The sequence below is a fragment of the Nostoc sp. WHI genome, assembly GCF_015714725.1.
Taxonomy (GTDB): domain Bacteria; phylum Cyanobacteriota; class Cyanobacteriia; order Cyanobacteriales; family Nostocaceae; genus Nostoc.
The window spans coordinates 17,205-39,384 of record NZ_WBKM01000377.1 but is presented as its reverse complement, the minus strand read 5'-3'; the positions used below and the strand labels follow the sequence as shown (position 1 = coordinate 39,384).

The following is a 22,180-nucleotide window of genomic DNA, read 5'->3' as shown; positions in this document are numbered from 1 at the left end:
ACACAAGTCTAATTACCCCCCTTAATCCCCCCTTGTAAAGGGGGGAAACCGGAAAATCTTGTTCCCTCCCCTTTGCAAGGGGAGGGTTAGGGTGGGGTAATTCGAGAACTGGTAGTGATTCGATAACTTGTGTGTACACCGTAGCGTCAAGAAAGAGGAGGCGGAGCCTCCCAGCGGTTCGTTTTTTCTAATTTTGCATAAGTTCTGTCTTCAATACTCACAAATGAGTCTCTGAACTCCATTAATGAGTCTTTGAACTCCATTAATGAGTCTTTTAGCTCCATTAATGAGGCTTTGAACTCCATTAATGAGTCTTTGAACTCCATTAATGAGTCTTTTAGCTCCATTAATGAGGCTTTGAACTCCATTAATGAGGCTTTGAACTCCATTAATGAGTCTTTGAACTCCGTTAATGAGTCTTTTAGCTCCGTCGCTAGTAGATTCTGACTCCTGTATGGGCAAACAACCGTACCCTACGGGAACGCTAAAAGCGAACACCCCTACTGAATGCTTCTTTAATTCAACATTTACTTTTTTAATTCACAAATCATTATGCAAAACCATCGTTCGAGTGTTACCAGCATAGCTAGAGAACCGTTAACAGATACAACTAGCCGCCAACCTTTTCTAGAAATTAAAGAAGTTACCAAAGTCTACCCAACAAAGAAAGGCCCTTTCACTGTCCTTGATGGTGTTAACCTCAACGTAGAACGAGGCGAGTTTATCTGTGTTATTGGTCACTCTGGCTGTGGCAAATCAACGCTGCTAAATATGGTATCGGGTTTTAACTTTCCCACTTCCGGGCAAGTGTTATTAGAAGGGCAGCCCATCACTGAGCCAGGCCCAGACAGAATGGTGGTTTTCCAAAACTATGCCCTGCTACCTTGGCGCACTGCGTTTGAAAATATTTACTTAGCCGTTAACGCCGTTTACTCTAATAAACCAGAGGCACAAAAAAGAGCGATCGTCAGAGATCATCTAGCAATGGTGGGACTAGCTGACGCTATGGATAAGAAACCAACTCAAATGTCCGGCGGTATGAAACAGCGAGTTTCTATCGCCCGTGCTTTGGCGATTCGTCCTAAAGTCTTAATTTTAGATGAACCTTTTGGGGCGTTGGATGCCATTACCAAAGAAGAGTTACAGGAAGAACTGCTGAAAATTTGGAATGAGAACCGCTGCACAGTGTTGATGATTAGCCACGACATCGATGAAGCGCTATTTTTAGCAGACAAATTGGTGATGATGACTAATGGCCCCCACGCCAAAATTGGCGAAGTTATGGAAATTCCCTTTTCTCGCCCACGCGATCGCGCCCGCATCATGGAAGATCCAAAATACTACCAACTGCGTAACTACGCGCTGGATTTCCTCTTTAACCGCTTTGCCCACGATGATGTTGGTTAGCTAAGTAAGCTTTTTAAGCCTCTCTCCGAAGCGCTACGGTGTAGACACAAGTCGAAAAAAGCTAGATTCTCTCGTTCCCATGCTCATTGAGCCAGAGACTCAATGAATGCATTCCCAGGCGGCAGCCTGGGAACGAGGAAAGCCTTATCAAGTTGGTTTTTAGGACTTGTGTGTACACCGTAGCTCCGAAACGGGGAGAGGTTTGCAGAGGGGTGAGACTAATTATTGTTATCTTGTAACTTCTCCTCGAACTTCTGAACATTCTGGGGTTGACTATCAGTAGGTGAATTTTGCGTTTCCTGTGTTGGTACTACTACAGCCGCAGGATCTGACTGTTTAGATTCTGTTGGTGGCGCTGCTGGTATAACCACAGAATTTGATGGACTCACAGGTTGAGGAGACGCAGAATCTTGGCTAGAAGCGGGTGAGTTATTTTGTGGCAATGGTGTAGGAGAAGCATTACGAGATGACCGGATCGCTCGTAGCTTCTCTACTAGCGAGGGTGTGGGAGAAACGCTAGGCAAAGGTGCCGATTGTTCAGAATTGCCGCGTTGCGATTCTTTTTTAGGGCTGCTGCTGGAAGATTCTTCTTGGGAAGAACGACGCTTGCGCCTGCGCTGCCTAGAATTAGAGACGGGTGCTGATTCGGTTCTTGAGGTAGTATTAGTCTCTTCACGCGGAGCTGAAGATGTACTATCCAAGTTAGGGACTTTCGCGGCAGGTTCTTGAGTTGGTTGTTCAAAAAGCGGCTTTGCGGTTGGCTGCTGCTGAGATTTTGGTAACATACTCGTGATTCCAAAGCCTGCTGTAGCAGCAACCAAGGCTACACCTATTCCAATAAATATTTTAGATAACCCCAGGTTTTTAGCCAGTACAGTCTTCTTAGCATTGCCTGGGTTGGGCTGCGCGATCGCTGATGGTCTATGAATCCGATTTTGGGCAGTTTTACCTAGCAAAGTTGCTGCTTGCTGGGCAGATAAATTGACAGTTGGCACTGCATAAGTGGGTAATTGTGGTGTCATATTCACCCCATTTCCAGGTAACAATTGCAGCCACTCGGCAACTGTCGCTGGCCGAAAACGAGACTCCACCGCCATACCGCGCATTACCGCCTGATTGACAGCCGCACTCAAGTGTGGTTGCAGTTCGCGGGGGGACGGCATTTGCTCGCGATCGCGCAATAATGCTGGCATGGGAACTTGGGCTGTCAACAGTGCATACAAGGTTGCTGCTAAACCATAAACATCTGTGGCAGGTGTGCGCGATGCTTGGGTTAGATACTGCTCAATTGGGGAATAACCCTCAGAAACTAGACCCGTGTGAGTCTGCCTCACACCGCCATTAAATTCTCTGGCAATGCCAAAATCAATTAGTACTACTTCGTGCGTTCCAAGGCGTTGAATAATATTATCTGGTTTGACATCTCGGTGCAGCAAACCGTTGTTGTGTACTATCTGCAAGGCTGCCCCAATTTGCCGGATGTAATGAATTGCTGTGGCTTCTGGTAAAGATATCCCTGGTAATACAAATGCGTCTCCCAAGGTTTCGCCAGGAATGTATTCCATGACCATATAAGGCAGTCCAGCTTCAACAAAAAAGTCACTGACTCTGACTATATTTGGGTGGATACACGTAGCTAATCGTCTAGCCTCATCTTGGAATTGGCGCTCGAACTTGGCAAAATCAGGATGTTGTTGCAGCCGTTCATTGATGGTTTTCATCACCACCTCCTGATTCAAGTAGTGATGGGTAGCTTTAAAGGTAATGCCAAAGCCACCCCGCCCTATTTCTCGAATTAGGGTATATTTTCCATCCTGCAAAATTGTGCCTGCTAACATAAAGAGTCCTGAGTCCTGAGTGAGCAGATTAAGTAGCGAGTTCTGCGTCTTGAGGGATTTCCAAAAGATTTTCCAATATTTTATTCTAAAGCAGGGTTCTCGCCTGTCTATTTTACGGGATGATTTAGTTGTTGGAATTGCCTAAGCGGGAAAAACCTCACTGCGATCGCAACAGTTTTATCTTTTTCATAGGATAACGCGGGAGCAAAGAAATCCTGAAGCAAATATACTTATACCAATTCTCTATGAAGTTGCATTTAATAAAGCAGAGGTGATGTAATCCCATCTACAAATCGATGCGATCGATAAAACCGTACTTTAAAGAAATTGTAAATTGTCAAATATAATCTCGTGAATACGCTTTACAGAACTACACGGTATAAATAAGAATAATAACTTAACCGAAGTACAATTTTCCTGAATACAGGCAACTAATGCTGTCATAGGGAAAAGCAGTGAGTAGAGGAGAGACTAAGCGATGAAGGATCCTTATCTGTTGGCAGCAGGCTTGTTAACAGGATTGGCAATACCAGCATCGGCTCTTCCACATCTGTCGATTGTCCTGCCAGAAAATTCTAGATTCCTGTGGGATTTAAAACAGGGTTCGCAGACAATAGTAAGTAGAAAAATTATCCCCAGTGTTGATCTCTCCTTACCAGAATTCAGCGGCCAAGCGTTGCAACCCCTAAAAAGTTCGCAGCCAACAGTAGATGAGCCAAACGTTTCTAGCGTACCAGAATTCAGCAGCCAGAGTTTACCAGCCCCAACAGAGTCGTTACTCAACGCTAGCGCCCAAGCAGTTGGTCTCTCACTGACATCTGGCAATCAACTTTACTACCAAAGATTGGCGGCTCTGAAAACAGGTCAAATTTATACACGCGCAGATAGTGATAATTGGCAATCATTGTGGGAGTCGATTAAGAAACGTCAACTAACTTATGACGATTGGAAAAGTTTACTAGCTTTAGAAGCTAGAGCGATCGCTCAGGGTCAAGGTACAAATAATCTAAGTATCTTAGTTGGTGATTCTTTGAGCATGTGGTTTCCTAGAGAAAAACTGCCTACTGGTAAATTGTGGCTGAATCAAGGCATATCTGGAGATACATCCAGTGGCGTTTTAAAAAGATTGGGGGCCTTTTCGGCAACGCGGCCAAATGTGATTTATGTTATGGCTGGGATTAACGACTTACGAAAAGGCGCTAGTGATCAAGCAATTTGGCGTAATTATCGCCGAATTGTCCGCCGATTACGGCAGACTCATCCACAAGCTCAAATCATTGTCCAATCAATTTTGCCTACTCGCCTACCAAAACTTTCCAATAGCCGCATTCGTCACATCAACACACAATTAACCTTGATTGCCAAGCAAGAAGGTGCTAATTATCTAAATATCTATAGCTGGTTTACGGATATGGAAGGCAATTTGCGCCCAGAGTTAACCACAGATGGCTTGCACCTGTCTCAAGAGGGATATGAGGTGTGGCGCTCGGCACTACAGCAGATAGAATACAGGCTTACTCAGCGCCAGAATTGAGCGTTGCGATCGCCATCGGAGCCAGTAAAACATAATGGGAAGATTTAGATGGGGATTTAATGACATCAATTCTTCAATGCCAGAGTCAAGCCATCTGCGATCGCAATCAAGCTAAGATTAACTCGCTGGTCTTGATGCAGCTTTTGATTAAAGGCACGAATCCTTTTAGTCCTATTATCCTGCACTTGAGGGTCAGCAACTCTGCCTGACCAGAGGACATTATCGATCGCAATCAGTCCCCCCGGACGCACTAGTTGAAGCGATCGCTCATAATAGCCATCATAATTGCTCTTATCTGCATCGATGAAGGCAAAATCAAAAGTTTCCGCCTCTCCTGTTGCCAGTAATCGATCCAAAGTCTCCAAAGCTGGGGCAATGTGCAGATGAATTTTATCCGCCACTCCTGCTTGCTGCCAATAGCGCCGGGCGATCGTTGTAAACTCTTCATTAACATCACAGGCTACTACCTTCCCATCACTCGGTAACGCCAATGCCACCACTAAGGAACTATAGCCTGTAAATACCCCAACTTCCAAAGTTTTCTTAGCTCCTAACAACTGCACCAGTAACGCTAGAAACTGCCCCTGTTCGGGAGCAATCTGCATCCTCCCTATTGGGTGCTGGGCTGTTTCCTTCCTCAGTTGGGTTAAAATTTCTGCCTCCCGCAAAGAGATTGACAGTAAATAGTCATAGAGGTTTTGTTCGAGTCCTAGTGTTTGAGTTGTCATAAGCTTGGGGCTGGGAATTAAGAGATAAACTTTTGATGTTTGTGGATAAACCTTTGATGTTTGTGGATAAACCTTTGATGTTTGTGGATAAACCTTTGATGTTTGTGGATAAACCTTTGATGTTTGTGGATAAACCTTTGATGTTTGCCAACGATTTTTTAACGTGTCAAAATTATCTTTAAATGCAACTCGATATGATCAGGAGTTACGCAGACAATAGCTGAAACCATGATTTTTAGGTAGGGGCAATTTATGAATTGCCCCTACAGCGTCTAATTTTGCGTAAGTTTTAATGATAAGCAAAGCGATCGCTGAGGATATTTAAATAATGCCAAACCTTAAACAAGATGATAACGCCTTGTGCAAGGTGTTGACCGAAGCCAAAACCATCGCTGTTGTAGGTCATTCTGATAAACCACAACGCACCAGCTATCAAATCGCCCAATTCTTGCGGCAAGTCGGCTACACAGTTTATCCAGTTAATCCACTAGTTAAAGAAATTAACGGTCAACCTAGCTATGCTGCACTCCAAGAATTACCAGAACCCGTGGATGTGGTTAACATATTTCGCCGTTGTGAGTATTTACCAGAGATTGTAGATGAAGCAATTTTCATCAACGCCAAAACTGTATGGACGCAATTGGGTATTTGGCATCAACCATCAGCACAAAAAGCTTTAGATGCAGGAGTGAACGTGATGATGGATGCCTGTATCAAAATTGAGTATCTGCGGCTGAGAGTAGGTTAAATAGCAATACGCTTGGGTCAGTGTAGTGTTCGGAGATCCCCCCAACCCCCCTTAAAAAGGGGGGCAATATCTCTTTGTACCCCCTTTTTAAGGGGGTCGCCGGAGGCGGGGGGATCTTAATTGAACAGTATTGGATTAAACAGAGAATGTCTAATTTTGCATCCAGATGACTTTAAAAGTGATGTGGATTGTAATATATTGTGCAAGCTACGCGATGCCTTCTCTACGAGAGGCTCCGCCAACGCGTAGCTTGACCAAGTGCAAGCCGCTTTGCATCTACGCACAAACATTTTATGTGTAGAGATATTGCATACCAAGTCTTTGCTTGAGTTACTTGCCTAAACCCTTCTAAAATTAAAACTATTGTAGGGAAATTTTATTACTAAACTTAACTTTTATTCTGGGAGGTATGATGAGCCGTCCAATAATTCTTGGCATTGTAGGCGACAGCGCTGCTGGTAAAACAACATTAACGCGGGGGATTGCTCAGGTACTGGGCCCAGAAAATGTCACAATCATTTGTACAGATGATTACCACCGTTATGATCGCCAACAACGTGCAGAAATGGGCATCACTGCTCTCCACCCAGACTGCAACTATTTAGATATTATGCAGCAACACCTCTCGCTGCTACGCACAGGACAGCCAATTCTCAAACCAGTTTATAGCCATAAAACCGGCACATTCGAGGCACCGGACTATATCAAGCCCAATAAATTTGTGATTATTGAGGGATTACTCGGTTATTCTACTCGTGCTGCACGAGAATCCTACGACGTTAAAGTTTACCTTGCACCCCCGGAAACATTACGCGCTAATTGGAAAGTCAAGCGGGATACCCAGAAGCGGGGCTACACTCCTGAACAGGTATTGGCCGAACTAGAAAAGCGCGAACCAGACTCAGCACAGTTTATCCGTCCGCAACGGCAATGGTCTGATATAGTTATCAGTTTCTACCCCCCTACTGACGAAGAAGATGAAACGAATGGACACCTGAATGTCCAACTGATACTTCGTCCGACAATTCCCCATCCAGATTTTACCGAGATTGTCAACTCTAGCTATGGTAATTCTGACTCAGCAATCCGCCTGGGACTAGATAGAGATATGGGTAAACCGGTAGATGTTTTAGAAGTTGATGGTCATGCCACCTTAGAACAGGTGAATAAGCTAGAGCATATTATTTGTTCCGATATGCCTCATTTAAGAAATATTTGCGATCGCGAAAGTAATCCCGAACTGGGTAGAATTGCTGGTACAACTGGGGAAACAATCCAAAGTTATCCCCTCGCTCTCACTCAGTTAATAATTACCTACCACATGCTGAAAGCAACGCAAATGTATCAATAATCAGTGAAGATAAAGGAGTTTAACGGGTTTGCGTAGACCCGAAGCGGCTTGTCATCAGACATCGCTACCTCGCAGCTTATTTTAAAACACAGCCCAATGCTTGAACCAGTCATTTCGTGCAGTGTTGGGCTGATAAAAGTTTTTGTATAGAGATTTCATTGACGCAACCTACTGAATTCTGGTTCTGTGCTTTGGTGCGATATGAACATAATTAGGATCGAGAAAATCGATTAAGTCAATCAACTTACTATGAATAGCAATGATTCGTTGTTCATCAGTCTTCGATTTATTCGCCATTATTTCAATGTCGTCTTTCAGTTTTATAAACCATCTGGCGAACTCTGGATCGCTCATTTTTTTTACGAATGTAGCATAACCAATACACTCATATCTACTTGATTCATCTTTGGATCGAGACTTTAGCATAATTTCCCCAATAGCACGCTGTTCACCATTAAAAAGGCGAAAAGTAGGTTCAAGGCTATCTGTTCCAAATGCCTGAGTGATATTTACGAAAAGTTCGCTTAGGCGGCGATTCATTTCAAGATCGCCCAGATCCAAAAACTGGATTTCTCGCCGCAAAATCTCGACCCATCCAAAATACTCTGCAATGACGTACAGTGTGTTCTGAATCGTATAATTTTGCTCAGATAGCGAGCGGTGATAAAAGTGTTGCAGAAATCTTCTTTGACAAATATTAAACAGACGACTTTGAAGATCAATTGCTGCTCGTAACAGTGGATCTCGATACTTCGACATCAGGGCAATAGTCTTAGCTTCACGCGATTCAGTTTCACGTTGCTTGGCGAGTCGATCGGCAAGTTGTGCTACACGAGTTTGCCCGTAAATGCTGATGATGGCGCTAATGACTGCAACAATCGCAGCCATGATGGCAGTGATAATTTCAGGCTTCATTGTCATTAAGTTCCTTAAACAAATATCTGCATCTTATTGGATACTAAACACAAATAGATAACCTTGAAGTACCATCTCACCGAAATCTTACGCTCAATTATATTTTTAACCTAGTACTTGGCCTAAATAATTGCATATTGCGTTTTTTACAGTGAAAATGCTATTTATCTTAGATACAAGTAATACCATATTGCAAAAATGCGGTCTAGTACTTTTATACTATGATTAATGTAAAGGCAAGATATGCAGCCCATAGGGGACTTCCAAAAGATTAAAGAATTTCTCAAATAAAGATGATTTTGAGAGCAAACAAGGGATAACTAAATATAGTTACATCTTTAGTGACTATTCTCTTAGTTTCCTATGACTTATTGCCTCAGAATTGCCGACTTACCGACAAATGAGCGTCCGCGTGAACGACTAATGACGCATGGTGCCAAAATTTTAGCCACAGCCGAGTTAATTGCAATTCTTTTAGGCACCGGTCAAGGGCCGGGGAAACTTTCTGCTGTAGGTTTAGGACAATATATCTTAAGCGAATTAGGCAAACACCAACGCGATCCTTTGGCAGTTCTGCGAGAAGTTACCCCCGCCGAGTTGATGCAAATTCCTGGTGTTGGCCCAGCGAAGGCGACAAGTATCTTAGCAGCAATTGAATTGGGGAAACGCGCTTTTCAATCTCGCCCTAATGACGGCACATTAATTGATAGCCCACTTGCTGCTGCTGCTACCCTCAGTCAAGATTTGATGTGGCAGACACAAGAACGTTTTGCAGTGTTGCTATTAGATGTTAAAAATCGCTTACTGGGTACGCAAGTAATTACCATTGGTACCGCAACTGAAACCCTAGCCTCTCCCCGTGAAATTTTTCGAGAAATTATTCGCCAAGGAGCAACGCGGGTAATTGTTGCTCACAACCATCCTTCTGGAAACCTTGAACCTAGCCAAGAAGATATAGAATTGACGCGCCAGTTGTTAGCAGGGGCGCAGCTTTTAGGTATTCCGGTGCTAGATCATCTGATTTTGGGCAATGGCAATCATCAAAGTTTACGGGAACTAACAACCTTATGGGATGAGCATCCACAGGAAGATTAAATCAGTGAAAAGTAATGCAAAAAGCCCTCATCTAGAAACGCAATTTATCACATCTTCAAAGACCAATTATTTACATCAATAACCCTTAATTGAACCGTGTTGAGCTTTGATGAATCAAGTATAGAATGTAATTTACTTTAATGAAAATAATTTTCAAGTATTATCGAAATACTGGATTATTTAGCACGCTTACATAGTTAAATTCGTGGATCATTAGGTAATAATTACGATTTGTTAATTGAAATAAGCGAATTGATTATTTATGCCATCATAATTAATCTGCTATTGGAATTGCTTAAAAAATCTCAATTTGTTACTTAATAATCATTTACAAAATATCTAACCATAAGATGCTTTGTTCCTAAAATTTGGTTATAAAATAAGAATTATATTGCATCATTCAATTAACTACATTAGTGGGCATAATTTATGTTCAGGATGTAACTCAGGCGCAGAATTGCTGCTGCTTGTAATTTTGGTCTAAATTTATCACGATCATTCATCTGATTAGAGGTGATTTATAAAGTAAATATTAAATTCCGGCGATGAGAGGCAAAATGTATAGTAAGTTCTGCCGCTAATAACTGCCGTTGTGTTAGGTATAATTCCTTGAGTAATTCACAATTTCTTATGCCTTAACACACCATTAATTGCTGGCGATCGCACAGCGTTAATGTCTTCTACGAATTTAAAATTTACTTGATAAATTGACTCTTCAAAATATAGCTAACCTCCAATTATTCTGTTACTTTGGTCTAAACAAACTCAAGGAAATTTTTAGCATAAAATAACCTTGATATCTAGCTTGGACAAAATTTTAAATAATTTGCCAGGAGATTAATCAATGTGTGGAATTCCGTGGCATAAGCTGCCAACTCCCCTTGGACTTTTAAAATTAGTTCAGTTCCGTGGAAAGCTCCGAAAAGACAACCTCCACGATACGTCGCAACTACCGAATAGCGACCAGTTGCCTAAACCCGTTCCGAGCGCGGATGGTCGTCATTTGAAGGTTCGCACCGCAGATGGAAGCTACAATGACCTTGAGCATCCAGAAATGGGTATGGCTGGAACTCGGCTTGGGCGCAATGTGCCACTGCAAGATGCCAAATTTGATGAAAAAAACATCCTCACCCCAAATCCCCGCACTATCAGCCGAGTTTTCTTGGCACGATCTGAATTTCAACCTGCCACAATCTTAAATCTGCTTGCTGCCTCATGGATTCAATTTCAGACACATGATTGGTTCAGTCATGGCGGTAATCAGCGCAACAACAAATTTGAGATTCCTGTAGAGCAGGATGATCCGTGGTTGTCAGAACACGGAGCTATGCCGGTCAACAAAACCTTAGAAGACACAACCCGTACTGGAGATACTAAAAACCCTCCCAGTTTTATTAATGAAGTTACTCACTGGTGGGATGCCTCACAAATTTATGGCAGTAATCAAGAAACCATTGACAAATTGCGCTCTCATGTCGATGGGAAATTGATCATTGGTGAAGACGGTTTATTACCAGTTCACCCAGAAAATGGTATTGATAAAGTGGGTTTTGCCGGTGCTTGGTGGGTAGGATTAAGTATGTTGCATACCCTATTTGTCAAAGAACATAATGTGATCTGCGACCACTTAAAGAAAATATATCCTCAGTGGACAGATGACGAACTCTTCGACCACGCTCGACTGATTAATGCAGCTTTGACAGCTAAAATTCATACTGTTGAATGGACTCCTGCAATCCTTCCACATCCTGTTACAGACATCGCCTTGAATTCCAACTGGTGGGGATTACTCGGAGAGGATTTTAAAAAGCGTTGGGGTCGTCTTGGCGAGAGCGAACTGTTAAGTGGAATTGTTGGCTCACCAACCGATCACCATACTGCTCCCTATTACCTCACTCAAGAATTCGTATCTGTATATCGGATGCATCCTCTGATTCCAGATGAATTCGAGTTCCATGCAGTTAGTAACGGCAAATTATTACATAAAAAACAATTTCCTGATGTGGCTGGTAAGAATACTCGTGGAATTTTAGAAGAAATTTCCATGAAAGATTTGTTTTATTCTTTTGGAACTTCTTACCCTGGAGCCGTCAGATTGCATAATTATCCCCGCTTTTTGCGACAACTGACGGGAGAGCTTTTGGGAGACGACTCGCCAGCATTTGATTTGGCTGCTGTTGATATTTTGCGGGATAGAGAACGAGGCGTTCCTCGCTATAACCGTTTTCGTGAGTTATTAGGTCGCGGTAAAGTCAATTCTTTTGAAGAGATTACCAGTAATAAACAATGGGCTAAGGAACTACGCGAAGTCTATAACAACGACATTAACAGCGTAGATTTAATGGTGGGTTTATTTGCAGAGGATCTTCCAGAAGGTTTTGGTTTTAGTGATACTGCTTTTCGTGTATTTATCCTGATGGCATCTCGAAGACTGAAAAGCGATCGCTTCTTTACAAAAGACTACACTGCTGAAATTTACACTCAATTTGGATTGGATTGGATTGACGACAACACCTTCTTAACAATCCTGCGTCGTCATCATCCCGAACTGGCACCTGCTTTCTTTGGCGTCAGTAACGGCTTCGCACCTTGGAGAAAAGTAAGTTAAAAAGCTAAGAAGTCAGGAGCTAGTAGTACAACATTAGACTTCTTGCAAAACTTGTTATTTTCACGCTCTTCTTTGCGCCTTTGCGCCTTTGCGTGAGACAAAAAATATTTATGCAACAGGTCTATTTATTCTAACTCCTGACTTCTTGATATATGCAAAGGAAGAATATCATGGAACATTTAGAAGAAATTCGGAAATTTTGGCATAATGCTGAAGATTTAGGTTCTTTGCCTGAAGATTATCAGTCCTGGAAAGCTCCTCAAAAACAAGATTTTTTGTGGAACTCTAGAATTTTAAAGTCTAAATATGATCAACTTCCTCCCCTGAAAAAAATTGATATTGTCAGTTTATTTTTGACTGCTCTAAAAACTAAGATGGATCGGCAATTAGACGAAGCACCTACTAATTGGAAAAAAGCAATTCATGCCCACGGAAGTGTTGCTAAAATTAAATTTATTCCTAAAAGTAATACTTCATTTTCAGGTTTATTTAAGGGGGCAGACTACGGACTTTTGCGATTATCTGTAACCGGAGATCCAAGCGATCGCGGATTTGCTCCAGGTCTGGCCATCAAGCTATTTGTGGATGAAAAACCTTCAGGGAATTTCTCTGCTTTAGTATCTTTAGTTGGGCAAGATAAAAACTATAATTTCTTCGCTAATGAATTATCAAATATCGTTCCCATCGCTAAGAGCTTAGGCCCTCTTGTCACTAACTTAATCTTCAGTCGAGTTACCAAATATCCGACAAAACTTTATTTAGAGGATTTGGGAGAGATTGATCAACAAGGGCAAAAAGAAAGTAAAGCTTATTATCCCGCCCAAGTATTTCTTGTTCCTAATTCAAATATCCATTTTCCTGAAAGCCCACCACACGACTTTAGAAATGATCTAGCTACAATACCAGCCGGAACATCTTTATATTCTGTCTATGGCGTTAGTCCTGAAGAAGTTACAGATAAAAGTGATAATCGTCAAAAAGCTCAGATCATTGGACACATTGAAACCACGTCAGAATTTGTATCATCATTTTATGGTGATAGTCAGCTATTTTTTAGACATCAACGGTTTCGGAATAGTTAGATAAAATATTGGGTATGGGGCATTGCAAGAGAGATTTTCATTTTTTGTTGTGGGTGCAACTTATAAAGTCTCTTGAATAAAGTAAATATTTACCTCACGCAGAGGCGCAGAGGCGCAGAGAAAGAGTTGAAAAAAGAGGTAGCGAGATATCCAAGTCTTTACGCGTTTGAACTTTTATTATGAATAAAGAAACTGAGTACGACTATATTGTTGTTGGTTCAGGCGCGGGAGGAGGCCCGGTAGCTGCTAATTTAGCCAAAGCAGGCTATAAAGTTTTACTGTTAGAAGCGGGCGGTGATCCGTTACGCGATGAAAATAACAAAGATAGAGAACGCTACACTTATTCAGTACCTGCGTTTCATGCACGGGCTACAGAAGATGATGATCTCAGGTGGGATTTTTTTGTTAAACACTACTCCAATGAGGAGCAGCAACGGCGTGATTCTAAGTTTAGTTCAGAGCATAAGGGTATTTTGTATCCGCGAGCCGGGACGTTGGGAGGATGCACTGCTCATAATGCAATGATTACGGTGTATCCTCACAATAGTGATTGGGACAAAATTGCGGAAATTACAGGAGATGCTTCCTGGAATAGCGATAATATGCGGAAGTATTTTGAAAAGCTGGAGCGTTGCAATTATCTCGATCGCCCCGTTAATCCTAATGATAATTCTTCTCGCCACGGCTTTGATGGCTGGCTAACAACCAATTTAGCAGATCCTAAGTTAGTTGTGCGCGATCGCCAGCTCCTAAAAATTATTGTTAAATCTGCTATTCAAGCTTTAGCTGAACAGGGTAAAAGTCTACCCCAGGTTATTAAGGTAGTTTTTAAGAGTTTCTTAGCTAACATCTTAGCTTTTCTCAAACTACGCCAAAAAGATCCTCTGGAGTTCTTAGACACACTTTTAGATCCGAATGATTGGAGAATTACCAAAGTGAGTGGTGAAGGTGTCTTTTCCGTTCCAATCGCTATCAAAGATGGAAAACGCACCGGTACAAGAGAATATATTCGGGAAACTGAACGCAAGTACCAGGGTAAACTGATTGTGAAAATTCACGCATTAGTAACTAAGGTTTTGTTTGATGAAAATAACACTGCGATCGGTGTTGAGTATCTTGAGGGTAAACACATATATCGTGCCGATCCTAGAGCAGATAAGATAGACAACAATTCAGAGCATAGACGCACAGTTTTTGTAAATAGAGAAGTCATCCTGTCTGGAGGTGCTTTCAACACTCCCCAATTACTCAAGCTATCTGGAATTGGGCCGAAAGAAGAACTATCCAATTTAGGAATAGAAGTCCACGTGGATCTTCCAGGAGTTGGTACGAATTTACAAGATCGTTACGAAGTGGGTGTAGTCAATGAAATGACTGAAAACTTTCCCATTCTTAATAATTGTACATTCATAGAACCGCAACCCGGACAGAAGATCACCGATTCTTGTTTATTAGAATGGAATCGTTCAAAATCAGGTGTATACGTAACTAATGGAGCCGTATTAGGCATTATCAAGAAATCGCATAATGAGAGAAAAGAACCTGACTTATTTATTTTTGGTCTACCAGCCTACTTCAAAGGTTATTTTCTCAAATACTCTGAAGATATTGGCAAGAGTAAAAACCTTTTTACATGGGCTGTACTTAAGGCTCATACCAACAATACAGCCGGTTCGGTAACACTCAGAACAACTGATCCTCGGGATGTTCCAGAAATCAATTTCCACTACTTTGATGAAGGCAATGATGTTAACCAAGAAGACTTGCTATCTGTCGTCGAGGGAGTAGAATTTGTGAGACGATTGACAGAACGTACTAAATTGTTCACAAAAGCGGAGTTGCTACCTGCAAAAAGTATAGATGAGCGAGATGAAATTAAGCAGTTTGTCAAAGATGAAGCTTGGGGACATCATGCTTGCGGTACTTGTAAAATTGGACGCAAAGAAGACAGAATGGCAGTCCTAGATAGTGACTTCCGAGTATACGGAACACAGAATTTGCGCGTGGTAGATGCATCTGTGTTTCCTTTTATTCCTGGATTCTTTATTGTGACATCCATATATATGATTAGTGAAAAAGCAAGTGATGTTATTCTGCAACACGCTGCAACCAAACCATCTCAAGCATCGTAGGCATGGCATAATTAAACATTAAAATAAAATCCTAGTTCGTAGTGAGCGATTCATCGCTCAAAACAAAGATTATTAGGACTAAAGTCCTTACTACAAACTTGAATTGATTGACACCTAGCTACTAAATTCACATTACTGAAGCACAATAAGGAATTTAGATATGGAAGGAAAATTACCACAGTTTGAGATTGGTTTAGTCATGGCTGGCGCTGTCTCAGCTGGTGCATACACTTCTGGTGTAATTGACTTTATTTTTGAAGCTTTAGATCAATGGTATGAGCAAAAAGCAAAGCAGCAAGAGCAGTATGGTGATGATTTTTCACAATGGGAGATTCCACCTCATGATGTTTTTATTAAGGCGATGTCTGGGGCATCAGCAGGTGCTATTGTTGCAGCTATTACGGCAACCTCATTGTATAGCGACATTATCCCTGTAATTGATAATCCGTTAAACAAGCCGGTGAAAAATAAACTTTATGAAAGTTGGGTACAAAGAATAGATATTTCTCAACTTTTAAAGACTCAAGATTTAGATAATCCGAAAGCCCCAGTTTTGTCATTTCTTGATTCCACTATTCTTGATGATCTTGGTAAAGATGTTCTCAAGCTAAAACCTACAGGGAAAAAACGGCCTTACATTGTTGATCCATTTGAGGTTTACTTGTGTGTTACCAATCTGCGTGGCGTTCCTTATTTGATTAAGGCTCAAGGAGGCAACCCCGGCCCCAAAGGACATACTATGGTTCAACATGCCGATTTCATGCATTTTGCCATAGGAGAAAATAGTGATCAAGTTGAAGGTGCGATCGCTCTGACTCCAGATAAAAGTAACATTAATAACTGGAAAACACTGATTAATTCAGCCTTAGCCAGTAGTGCCTTCCCAATCGGATTTCCTCCTCGCCAACTTGAGCGAACTAGTATTGACGAATACGAAAAGCGAAAGTGGGAAATACCCGTTCGTAACCCAATGGCAACGGGTACATGTTCAGAGTATCGCTCTATTTGTCCTGACAAAGATTTAGTTACTCCGGGTTCCTATCAGTTTATGACGGTGGATGGCGGGATAATTAGCAACGAACCCATAGAACTCGTTCGCTTGGCGCTGCGACGTAATCAGCAGCGCAATCCACGAGATGCACAGCAAGCGAACCGAGCAACTATCTTAATAGATCCATTTCCCAATGATGTGGATGCAGTTAATCCAAAGAGTACGTTATTCAACTTAGTATCACGAATATTCCAAAGTTTTATTAATCAAAATAGGTTCAAAGCTGATGAGTTAATTCTCGCTCTGGATGAAGATGTTTACAGTCGCTTTTTGATTGCCCCTGAACGAAGCGATGAGCAAGGTAGAAAACCTTTAGCCTGTGGTAGCCTCAATGCCTTTGGTGGTTTCCTATCTCAGGATTTTCGTCATCACGACTATATACTTGGCCGTCGCAATTGCCAGAGATTTTTAAAAAAGTATTTTGTCTTATCAGCTTCTAATCCACTATTCAACTCATGGTCGAAAGCACTCAAAACAAATCCACAATTGCAGGTTGAAAAAGAGGGAGACCAAGATATCTTTCTGCCAATTATTCCTCTTTTTGGTTCGGCAACAAAAGAAATTAACCTACCCAATTGGCCAAAATATCAAAAAGAAAACTTTAAATCTCTCGAAAAACAAATCCAGGAACGAGTGCAAGCTATTGTTCCTCGTCTGATTAATCAATCTATAAATGACCCTATTATCCGTACTGTTCTAAATTCTCTTTGGTTTCTAAAGCGTGGAAGTTTAGCCAAAAATATCCGAGATATAATTAAGGACAACTTGGAGAAGTATGGCCAGCTGTAGGAATCAGATTTGAGTAGCGGTACTAGTCCTATTTTCCTGAAAATGAAGATGAAGATTAGTATAAAATCCCTCGGCAGAGAGCCATTTTTTCCAGAGATTTCTGCACTCATGCTGCAAATCTATAAATTCTTGGTCTGAGATATTGCTATGAAATTCAGCCACTTTCTCTGCAATATATGGTATTTCCTTCTCCTCTATCCAAATGCAATACTTTTTCCAGTCAATTATGAAATCGAAAGGTAAAACGCAGTCTGTATTAATAAAAATCGGAATGCGACCACAACTGAGGATTTCATATAGTCGAATTGAATAGTTTGCAGAACCACGACAACATAAAAGGTAGTCGCTCTCAACTAGATTTTTTACATATTCAGCACGAGTCTTCTGTCTTATCTCTGGGTTTTGTGTATTTAGATATACTGACTCTGAACCTTTTGTAATAATGAAATTTGTATTTACTAAAGATGGGCTTTCTGTAAATATTTTCAGAGCCTTACTACGCAGAATTTTTCCCTTGTAAGGCGAAACTCCAAGCTCTAATGATTTCGCTAACATCAACCCGTGATATATAAATTCTTTCAGCTTTATATCCCATGAATCTGGATTTGCTAAACCACAAAATCCAATAACAGGTTTAGCAGATTTCTGCCTGATAGAAATTTCACCCCCCAAATATTCTTTAACATAATCTTCCACAAAAGAAGGCATAATAATATCCTTTTGCCTGCTTTGGGAGCGATATACGGCAGTCCGGATTATTGTTGCATTATTGACAGGAACTTTTTCGGCACAACAATCGCCTGAAAAAAAAATAGCTAGTTCTTTGCCGCTATTAGCTACTTTTTCGGCAAATTGCATAGCTATATCTTGTGCTTGTTTATTAACTTTACTTCTCCAACTTTCTCCTCTGATCATTCTCCAGTTTATAGGCATGATTGCTAAGTCAGCTTCCTCTAACGAAGTCATTTGAAAAAGGGAATTACTGACCTCTATATAATTGCCATATAGTCTATTCCAAGGGTATTTTTCACTAGGAATAAATTCTGTCCAAAAGGGATAAAGCATTGGAACTGTTTCTATTCCATTAGGAAGATAATTCTTATCAGAATAGATATTTAATTTCATAATTTTAATTTGAGTTTGACTATTTAGTTCAATGATTAAAGGTAATTATACAATAAAGATGCTCAATTTCAAATCTTTATTCTCGTTCTATTTTATACTAAAGTTTTACTAATACACACTTATTAATTATTAAACTTAAACGCCAAGCCGTGAACAGTGCGTTGGGGAGTCAGCAACTCTTAAAGCAAGCTTGGCCCGGCATCGACCTCAGGAAAAGGAGGTTTATTTAGGCTGATGACTTCTCTAAGAAAGGCTTTGCTAATGCCGAAACCATGTAGAGACATTACGTGTAAGGTCTCTACATGGTTTATAAAACCCTTAACTATTGTATGTTTCGGAATGATATGATTTAACCGATTTTAATCTTCCTCTTTCTGATCTTCAGGATTGCTTATCTTTGTATTCTTCCTGATTCTGCTGTTCTTCTTTCTTTTCTTGCACAACTTGAGTGGCATAAATTTCTACATCTCGCTGAATAATATCTTCTATCTGACCTGCGAAAAGGTTAAATGCCTGTTCATGACTTATATAATTACGATAAGGGCCTGTCAACTGCGAAAATTGCCACCCTTGGGTTTTCAAAGATTCAACTGTACGGCGATAGTGTCGCCAGCGTTCTCCATAATGAAAAAACTCTTCAATGGCTGCACTAATAGCAACTACTTGACTTAGAAGAAAGGTTGACCAAATAATAGGTTCCTTATTTTTAAAGTTAGTATTACTAATGCTTAAACTTACCAAAGCTGGGAGAATTACACCACCAATAATAGTTGTTATTCGCAAAGCATAATGGCGATCGCGCGATAAATTCGCTTTACCTTCCATCCAAAGTACTTGCTCTAACCAACGCGATCGCAAAAAATGTTTTTGCACATCGCCTAACTTTATACCTTCAAATAACTTATTAAAATCTTCCTTTAAAAATTTCTGATAACTATCTTTTTTTGCCATTATTCACTCCTAGTTAGAAAGCAAATTCTTAATTATTTCGCTTAAATCCTTAACTCCCTCCTCTACGTCGATTAAGTCGATATATTGTAATTTACCAGATTTAGCTAACTCTTTGGCTCGCTCATCGGTAGCTTGTCCATCCAAAGCAGCTGCAAGTATATCTGCGGTTCTACCACTACCAGCAATCACCACAACTAACCTGCCATGATTAACGCTATAAAACGCATCTTTAAAGGTAATTTCACCACCATTCAAAAGTACAGTTACCGAAGGTGCGCCACAAGATAGCACCGTTGCAATATCAGATATCCAAGGGGACTCATCGCCCCAATCACTACCAGGAACCAGCACAAAATGAGTATGGTTCGGCTCTAACGGTGTCAAATCAGTAGCAGTTTTTGAATGATTAGGTAAAGCCACCTTGGTTTCGGGTGCTACACCAATCAAAGCAAACTTAGCACCTATTTGGGTACGAGCCGCACCCATGAATCGCATAATTCCCGCATCTGTACCCCCATCCACAACGTAAGCTCCCAAATTTTCGGCGATGGGGGCTAAAACTTCCACAAACAACCGTTGGATGCGGAGAAAGTCAGTTTCACTGATGTTATTTGCACCTCCCACCACTACTAAAACCGGACGTGAATCACCAAGCTCTATTTGCTCAAGATCATTTGGCAATTCTGCTTGCTGCTCAACTCGAATAGCTAATGCAATTTCCCCGGTGTTAAAGGTAAGTTTCAAACAATTTTTCATTTGTCAAAAATACTGAGTGTCTAAGTTTTCCAGGGTAGAGCTTCGCAGTCACCTTCGGCAAGGGTTGTATTACGCACAGTAAAATAAAATGTGTTATCCGTGGTTGTCAAGTTTTTGATAGACAAGAGTTGGTAATACGTAATAGTTGCTCTAGCTTTAACCCTTGATGCGATCGCAATGGTAGTGTTGATCATGAAATGGTGTGAGCAAATTTATCCATGACTGCTGCTGTCTTCCTAGAAAACGTCTACAAGTTTTACAACAACGTACCTGTAGTAAATGACCTGTCATTCAAAATTGAAGCGGGAGAAATATTTGCTCTACTTGGCCCCAATGGTGCGGGTAAATCTACCACCATTCGGATGCTGACTACACTAACGAAACCGTCCCAAGGACGAATAGAAGTAAGTGGATATGATGTGGTGAGCCAAGCAATGCTAGCAAAACAAAGTATTGGCGTAGTATTGCAGCAAATCAGTGTGGATAACGATTTAAGTGTCTGGGAAAATATGGAACTCCACGGGAGGCTACATCACATTAGCAACCCGCAAAGACAAAAACAGATTAATCAATGGCTAGAGTATGTTGAGCTAGCAGAAAAACGTGATGATTTGGTAAAAACCCTGTCTGGAGGTATGAAACGACGCTTACAGATAGCCAGAGCTTTATTGCATCAACCGCAAATTTTGTTTTTGGATGAACCAACGGTAGGACTAGACCCCCAAACCAGGCGACGCCTCTGGGAAATTATTCGGGATTTGAATAAGCAGGGGATGACGATGCTACTAACAACCCATTATATGGATGAGGTCGAATTTTTGTGCGATGCTTTCGGCTCTAATAAGCCAGGACGCATCGGTATTATGGATAGCGGTAAGCTGATTTCTTTGGGAACCTTACAACAACTGCGTTCTCTTCATGGTGAAGGTTTGGTGATGAAGCAATTGGATGTGTCCCAAGTGGGGAGCGATAGCGCCCGTAATTGGGAATATCTGTTTTTCCCCTCTCTGGACGCAGCAAACGTCTACTTGAATGAACAGCCCGATAAAACCGGAATGATGGTGCGTCCCTCTAACTTAGAAGATATTTTTGTGGAATTAACGGGACGCCAGTTAGATTAACTTCATCCTCCTAATTGTCGCAGCATGGCTTCTACCCTGTCCACGCCAGCCGAGTCATTGCGCCGTCTGTACAAATCACGGGCTTTCTGAAGTAGGCTGTTCGCTTGTTTAGCTTGTCGTCGCTGTTTATACATCGAACCCATCAATTCATAAGTCTGGGCATTGTTTTTATCTAAGCTGATTGCTCGCCCGTATGCCCAGGTAGCGGCAGTATAGTCTCCCATCCGAGACTGCGTGACAGCTAATCCTAAATAGGCATTAACGTTGTTACGGTTCAACTGTATGGCACGACGATAACCTTCCTTGGCGCCTGCGGTATCTCCCAAGTTCGCTTTGATGTAACCTACAGCGTAGTAAAAATCACTATTATTAGGGTTGATTGCGATCGCCCGACGATAAGCAGTTAATGCTGCCCGATAATTTTGTTGTTGAGCGTATAAGTAGCCAATACCTGAATAAATTTTAGCATTCTTGGGATCTAGCCTAGCTGCTTGCTGATAAACAGCGATCGCACCACCATAATCGCCAGCATCAACTAATCTTCGTCCTTCTTCTAGTAGTTGCTTTAACTCTGGGTTTTTGGCTTGTGCTACTAATACCTGAGCCTGAGCCACTGAAGGTATGGTGAAGGCAAAACATCCTAGTAACACCACACTAAACACGAATGATGTTGGTTTGTACACAGTAAAATTCCTGAAATTTTAGACGACTTTTTTCTAGTACATTAAAACAAAAATATGGACTTTTGAAAACTGTATTTATTCGGATTCATTAAGATGTTAAAAGTTTATTCACTCTTTCGTCTAAAAGTTAGTATTTCATCATAGAGTTTTTACTGAACAATCAAGTGTCAGGTATGAATGTTCAGATGTAGTTACCCTACATATAAATTGGTAGAACGCCAACATTAAACTTTTTTTGTCCGTATTTATACGAGTCTCTTGGAAAA

The 22,180-nt window shown here is 41.2% G+C and carries 20 protein-coding genes; 11 read left to right on the top strand and 9 right to left on the bottom strand.

The features are described from left to right. Positions 1-146: 146 nt before the first annotated feature. Positions 147-389: a hypothetical protein gene (locus F8S12_RS39275; protein WP_196521697.1), complete on the bottom strand. Its 243-nt coding sequence runs from the start codon at positions 387-389 to the stop codon at positions 147-149. Between the two features lie 163 nt (positions 390-552). Here F8S12_RS39275 and F8S12_RS39270 point away from each other — a divergent pair, with 163 nt between their 5' ends. Continuing rightward, entirely contained in the window at positions 553-1,407 is an 855-nt protein-coding gene (locus F8S12_RS39270; protein ID WP_196521696.1) for a nitrate ABC transporter ATP-binding protein, read from the top strand. Between the two features lie 218 nt (positions 1,408-1,625). On the opposite strand, the gene F8S12_RS39265 is transcribed toward F8S12_RS39270, so the two are convergent. Next, complete coding sequence (locus F8S12_RS39265; protein WP_196521695.1) at positions 1,626-3,245, bottom strand: serine/threonine-protein kinase; 1,620 nt, start codon at positions 3,243-3,245, stop codon at positions 1,626-1,628. Between the two features lie 478 nt (positions 3,246-3,723). Here F8S12_RS39265 and F8S12_RS39260 point away from each other — a divergent pair, with 478 nt between their 5' ends. Continuing rightward, positions 3,724-4,779, top strand: a complete 1,056-nt coding sequence (locus F8S12_RS39260) for an SGNH/GDSL hydrolase family protein (RefSeq protein WP_196521694.1) — start codon at positions 3,724-3,726, stop codon at positions 4,777-4,779. 65 nt (positions 4,780-4,844) lie between these two features. Here F8S12_RS39260 and F8S12_RS39255 read toward each other — a convergent pair whose 3' ends face one another. Continuing rightward, positions 4,845-5,507, bottom strand: a complete 663-nt coding sequence (locus F8S12_RS39255) for a class I SAM-dependent methyltransferase (protein ID WP_196521693.1) — start codon at positions 5,505-5,507, stop codon at positions 4,845-4,847. A gap of 35 nt (positions 5,508-5,542) precedes the next feature. Between F8S12_RS39255 and F8S12_RS39250 the strand changes: the two genes are divergently transcribed. The 3 genes from F8S12_RS39250 (at position 5,543) to F8S12_RS39240 (ending at position 7,606) form a co-directional block, all read left to right on the top strand. Further along, on the top strand, positions 5,543-5,689 hold the full coding sequence (locus F8S12_RS39250; RefSeq protein WP_196521692.1) for a hypothetical protein: 147 nt from the start codon (positions 5,543-5,545) through the stop codon (positions 5,687-5,689). Between the two features lie 146 nt (positions 5,690-5,835). Beyond that, on the top strand, positions 5,836-6,255 hold the full coding sequence (locus tag F8S12_RS39245; protein ID WP_196521691.1) for a CoA-binding protein: 420 nt from the start codon (positions 5,836-5,838) through the stop codon (positions 6,253-6,255). 412 nt (positions 6,256-6,667) lie between these two features. After that, positions 6,668-7,606 (top strand): phosphoribulokinase, encoded by a 939-nt coding sequence (locus tag F8S12_RS39240; protein WP_196521700.1) that lies wholly within the window; start codon positions 6,668-6,670, stop codon positions 7,604-7,606. 168 nt (positions 7,607-7,774) lie between these two features. On the opposite strand, the gene F8S12_RS41430 is transcribed toward F8S12_RS39240, so the two are convergent. Beyond that, positions 7,775-8,527, bottom strand: coding sequence for a hypothetical protein (locus F8S12_RS41430; protein WP_230968584.1), 753 nt, complete (start codon positions 8,525-8,527; stop codon positions 7,775-7,777). A 357-nt stretch (positions 8,528-8,884) separates the two neighbouring features. Between F8S12_RS41430 and radC the strand changes: the two genes are divergently transcribed. The 5 genes from radC (at position 8,885) to F8S12_RS39210 (ending at position 17,278) form a co-directional block, all read left to right on the top strand. Next, the gene (gene radC / locus F8S12_RS39230) at positions 8,885-9,616 is read left to right on the top strand and encodes a RadC family protein (RefSeq protein WP_196521690.1); all 732 of its coding nucleotides are present in this window, start codon (positions 8,885-8,887) and stop codon (positions 9,614-9,616) included. 844 nt (positions 9,617-10,460) lie between these two features. Then, a complete protein-coding gene (locus F8S12_RS39225) occupies positions 10,461-12,224 on the top strand; it encodes a peroxidase family protein (protein WP_196521689.1) in 1,764 nt (587 codons plus the stop codon). Between the two features lie 170 nt (positions 12,225-12,394). Beyond that, on the top strand, positions 12,395-13,306 hold the full coding sequence (locus F8S12_RS39220) for a hypothetical protein (protein WP_196521688.1): 912 nt from the start codon (positions 12,395-12,397) through the stop codon (positions 13,304-13,306). Between the two features lie 179 nt (positions 13,307-13,485). After that, positions 13,486-15,438, top strand: coding sequence for a GMC family oxidoreductase (locus F8S12_RS39215; RefSeq protein WP_196521687.1), 1,953 nt, complete (start codon positions 13,486-13,488; stop codon positions 15,436-15,438). A 160-nt stretch (positions 15,439-15,598) separates the two neighbouring features. Next, positions 15,599-17,278, top strand: a complete 1,680-nt coding sequence (locus F8S12_RS39210; RefSeq protein WP_196521686.1) for a patatin-like phospholipase family protein — start codon at positions 15,599-15,601, stop codon at positions 17,276-17,278. Positions 17,279-17,281: 3 nt separating this feature from the next. Here the strand turns inward: F8S12_RS39210 and F8S12_RS39205 are convergent, their stop codons facing one another. The 4 genes from F8S12_RS39205 to F8S12_RS39190 all read right to left on the bottom strand — a co-directional run bounded on the left by F8S12_RS39205 (position 17,282) and on the right by F8S12_RS39190 (position 20,304). Beyond that, positions 17,282-18,403 carry an exostosin domain-containing protein gene (locus F8S12_RS39205; RefSeq protein WP_196521685.1) on the bottom strand — a complete coding sequence of 374 codons (1,122 nt, stop codon included), beginning with the start codon at positions 18,401-18,403 and terminating at the stop codon, positions 17,282-17,284. Positions 18,404-18,784: 381 nt separating this feature from the next. Continuing rightward, a complete protein-coding gene (locus F8S12_RS39200) occupies positions 18,785-19,354 on the bottom strand; it encodes a DUF4231 domain-containing protein (RefSeq protein ID WP_196521684.1) in 570 nt (189 codons plus the stop codon). Positions 19,355-19,363: 9 nt separating this feature from the next. Then, entirely contained in the window at positions 19,364-20,110 is a 747-nt protein-coding gene (locus tag F8S12_RS39195; RefSeq protein ID WP_196521683.1) for a hypothetical protein, read from the bottom strand. A gap of 20 nt (positions 20,111-20,130) precedes the next feature. Further along, entirely contained in the window at positions 20,131-20,304 is a 174-nt protein-coding gene (locus F8S12_RS39190) for a hypothetical protein (protein ID WP_196521682.1), read from the bottom strand. Positions 20,305-20,328: 24 nt separating this feature from the next. Here F8S12_RS39190 and F8S12_RS39185 point away from each other — a divergent pair, with 24 nt between their 5' ends. After that, positions 20,329-21,231 (top strand): ABC transporter ATP-binding protein, encoded by a 903-nt coding sequence (locus tag F8S12_RS39185; RefSeq protein WP_196521681.1) that lies wholly within the window; start codon positions 20,329-20,331, stop codon positions 21,229-21,231. A gap of 2 nt (positions 21,232-21,233) precedes the next feature. Here the strand turns inward: F8S12_RS39185 and F8S12_RS39180 are convergent, their stop codons facing one another. Then, a complete protein-coding gene (locus tag F8S12_RS39180) occupies positions 21,234-21,914 on the bottom strand; it encodes a tetratricopeptide repeat protein (protein WP_196521680.1) in 681 nt (226 codons plus the stop codon). Positions 21,915-22,180 lie beyond the last annotated feature (266 nt).

Coding starts and splice junctions, on each gene's coding strand:
- F8S12_RS39195 (WP_196521683.1), bottom strand. CDS start 20,110: ATGAAAAATTGTTTGAAACTTACCTTTAACACCGGGGAAATTGCATTA.
- F8S12_RS39220 (WP_196521688.1), top strand. CDS start 12,395: ATGGAACATTTAGAAGAAATTCGGAAATTTTGGCATAATGCTGAAGAT.
- F8S12_RS39225 (WP_196521689.1), top strand. CDS start 10,461: ATGTGTGGAATTCCGTGGCATAAGCTGCCAACTCCCCTTGGACTTTTA.
- F8S12_RS39255 (WP_196521693.1), bottom strand. CDS start 5,507: ATGACAACTCAAACACTAGGACTCGAACAAAACCTCTATGACTATTTA.
- F8S12_RS39250 (WP_196521692.1), top strand. CDS start 5,543: ATGTTTGTGGATAAACCTTTGATGTTTGTGGATAAACCTTTGATGTTT.
- radC (WP_196521690.1), top strand. CDS start 8,885: ATGACTTATTGCCTCAGAATTGCCGACTTACCGACAAATGAGCGTCCG.
- F8S12_RS39205 (WP_196521685.1), bottom strand. CDS start 18,403: ATGAAATTAAATATCTATTCTGATAAGAATTATCTTCCTAATGGAATA.
- F8S12_RS39190 (WP_196521682.1), bottom strand. CDS start 20,304: ATGATCAACACTACCATTGCGATCGCATCAAGGGTTAAAGCTAGAGCA.
- F8S12_RS39210 (WP_196521686.1), top strand. CDS start 15,599: ATGGAAGGAAAATTACCACAGTTTGAGATTGGTTTAGTCATGGCTGGC.
- F8S12_RS39240 (WP_196521700.1), top strand. CDS start 6,668: ATGAGCCGTCCAATAATTCTTGGCATTGTAGGCGACAGCGCTGCTGGT.
- F8S12_RS39275 (WP_196521697.1), bottom strand. CDS start 389: ATGGAGTTCAAAGCCTCATTAATGGAGTTCAAAGCCTCATTAATGGAG.
- F8S12_RS39265 (WP_196521695.1), bottom strand. CDS start 3,245: ATGTTAGCAGGCACAATTTTGCAGGATGGAAAATATACCCTAATTCGA.
- F8S12_RS41430 (WP_230968584.1), bottom strand. CDS start 8,527: ATGACAATGAAGCCTGAAATTATCACTGCCATCATGGCTGCGATTGTT.
- F8S12_RS39215 (WP_196521687.1), top strand. CDS start 13,486: ATGAATAAAGAAACTGAGTACGACTATATTGTTGTTGGTTCAGGCGCG.
- F8S12_RS39260 (WP_196521694.1), top strand. CDS start 3,724: ATGAAGGATCCTTATCTGTTGGCAGCAGGCTTGTTAACAGGATTGGCA.
- F8S12_RS39245 (WP_196521691.1), top strand. CDS start 5,836: ATGCCAAACCTTAAACAAGATGATAACGCCTTGTGCAAGGTGTTGACC.
- F8S12_RS39200 (WP_196521684.1), bottom strand. CDS start 19,354: ATGGCAAAAAAAGATAGTTATCAGAAATTTTTAAAGGAAGATTTTAAT.
- F8S12_RS39270 (WP_196521696.1), top strand. CDS start 553: ATGCAAAACCATCGTTCGAGTGTTACCAGCATAGCTAGAGAACCGTTA.
- F8S12_RS39185 (WP_196521681.1), top strand. CDS start 20,329: ATGACTGCTGCTGTCTTCCTAGAAAACGTCTACAAGTTTTACAACAAC.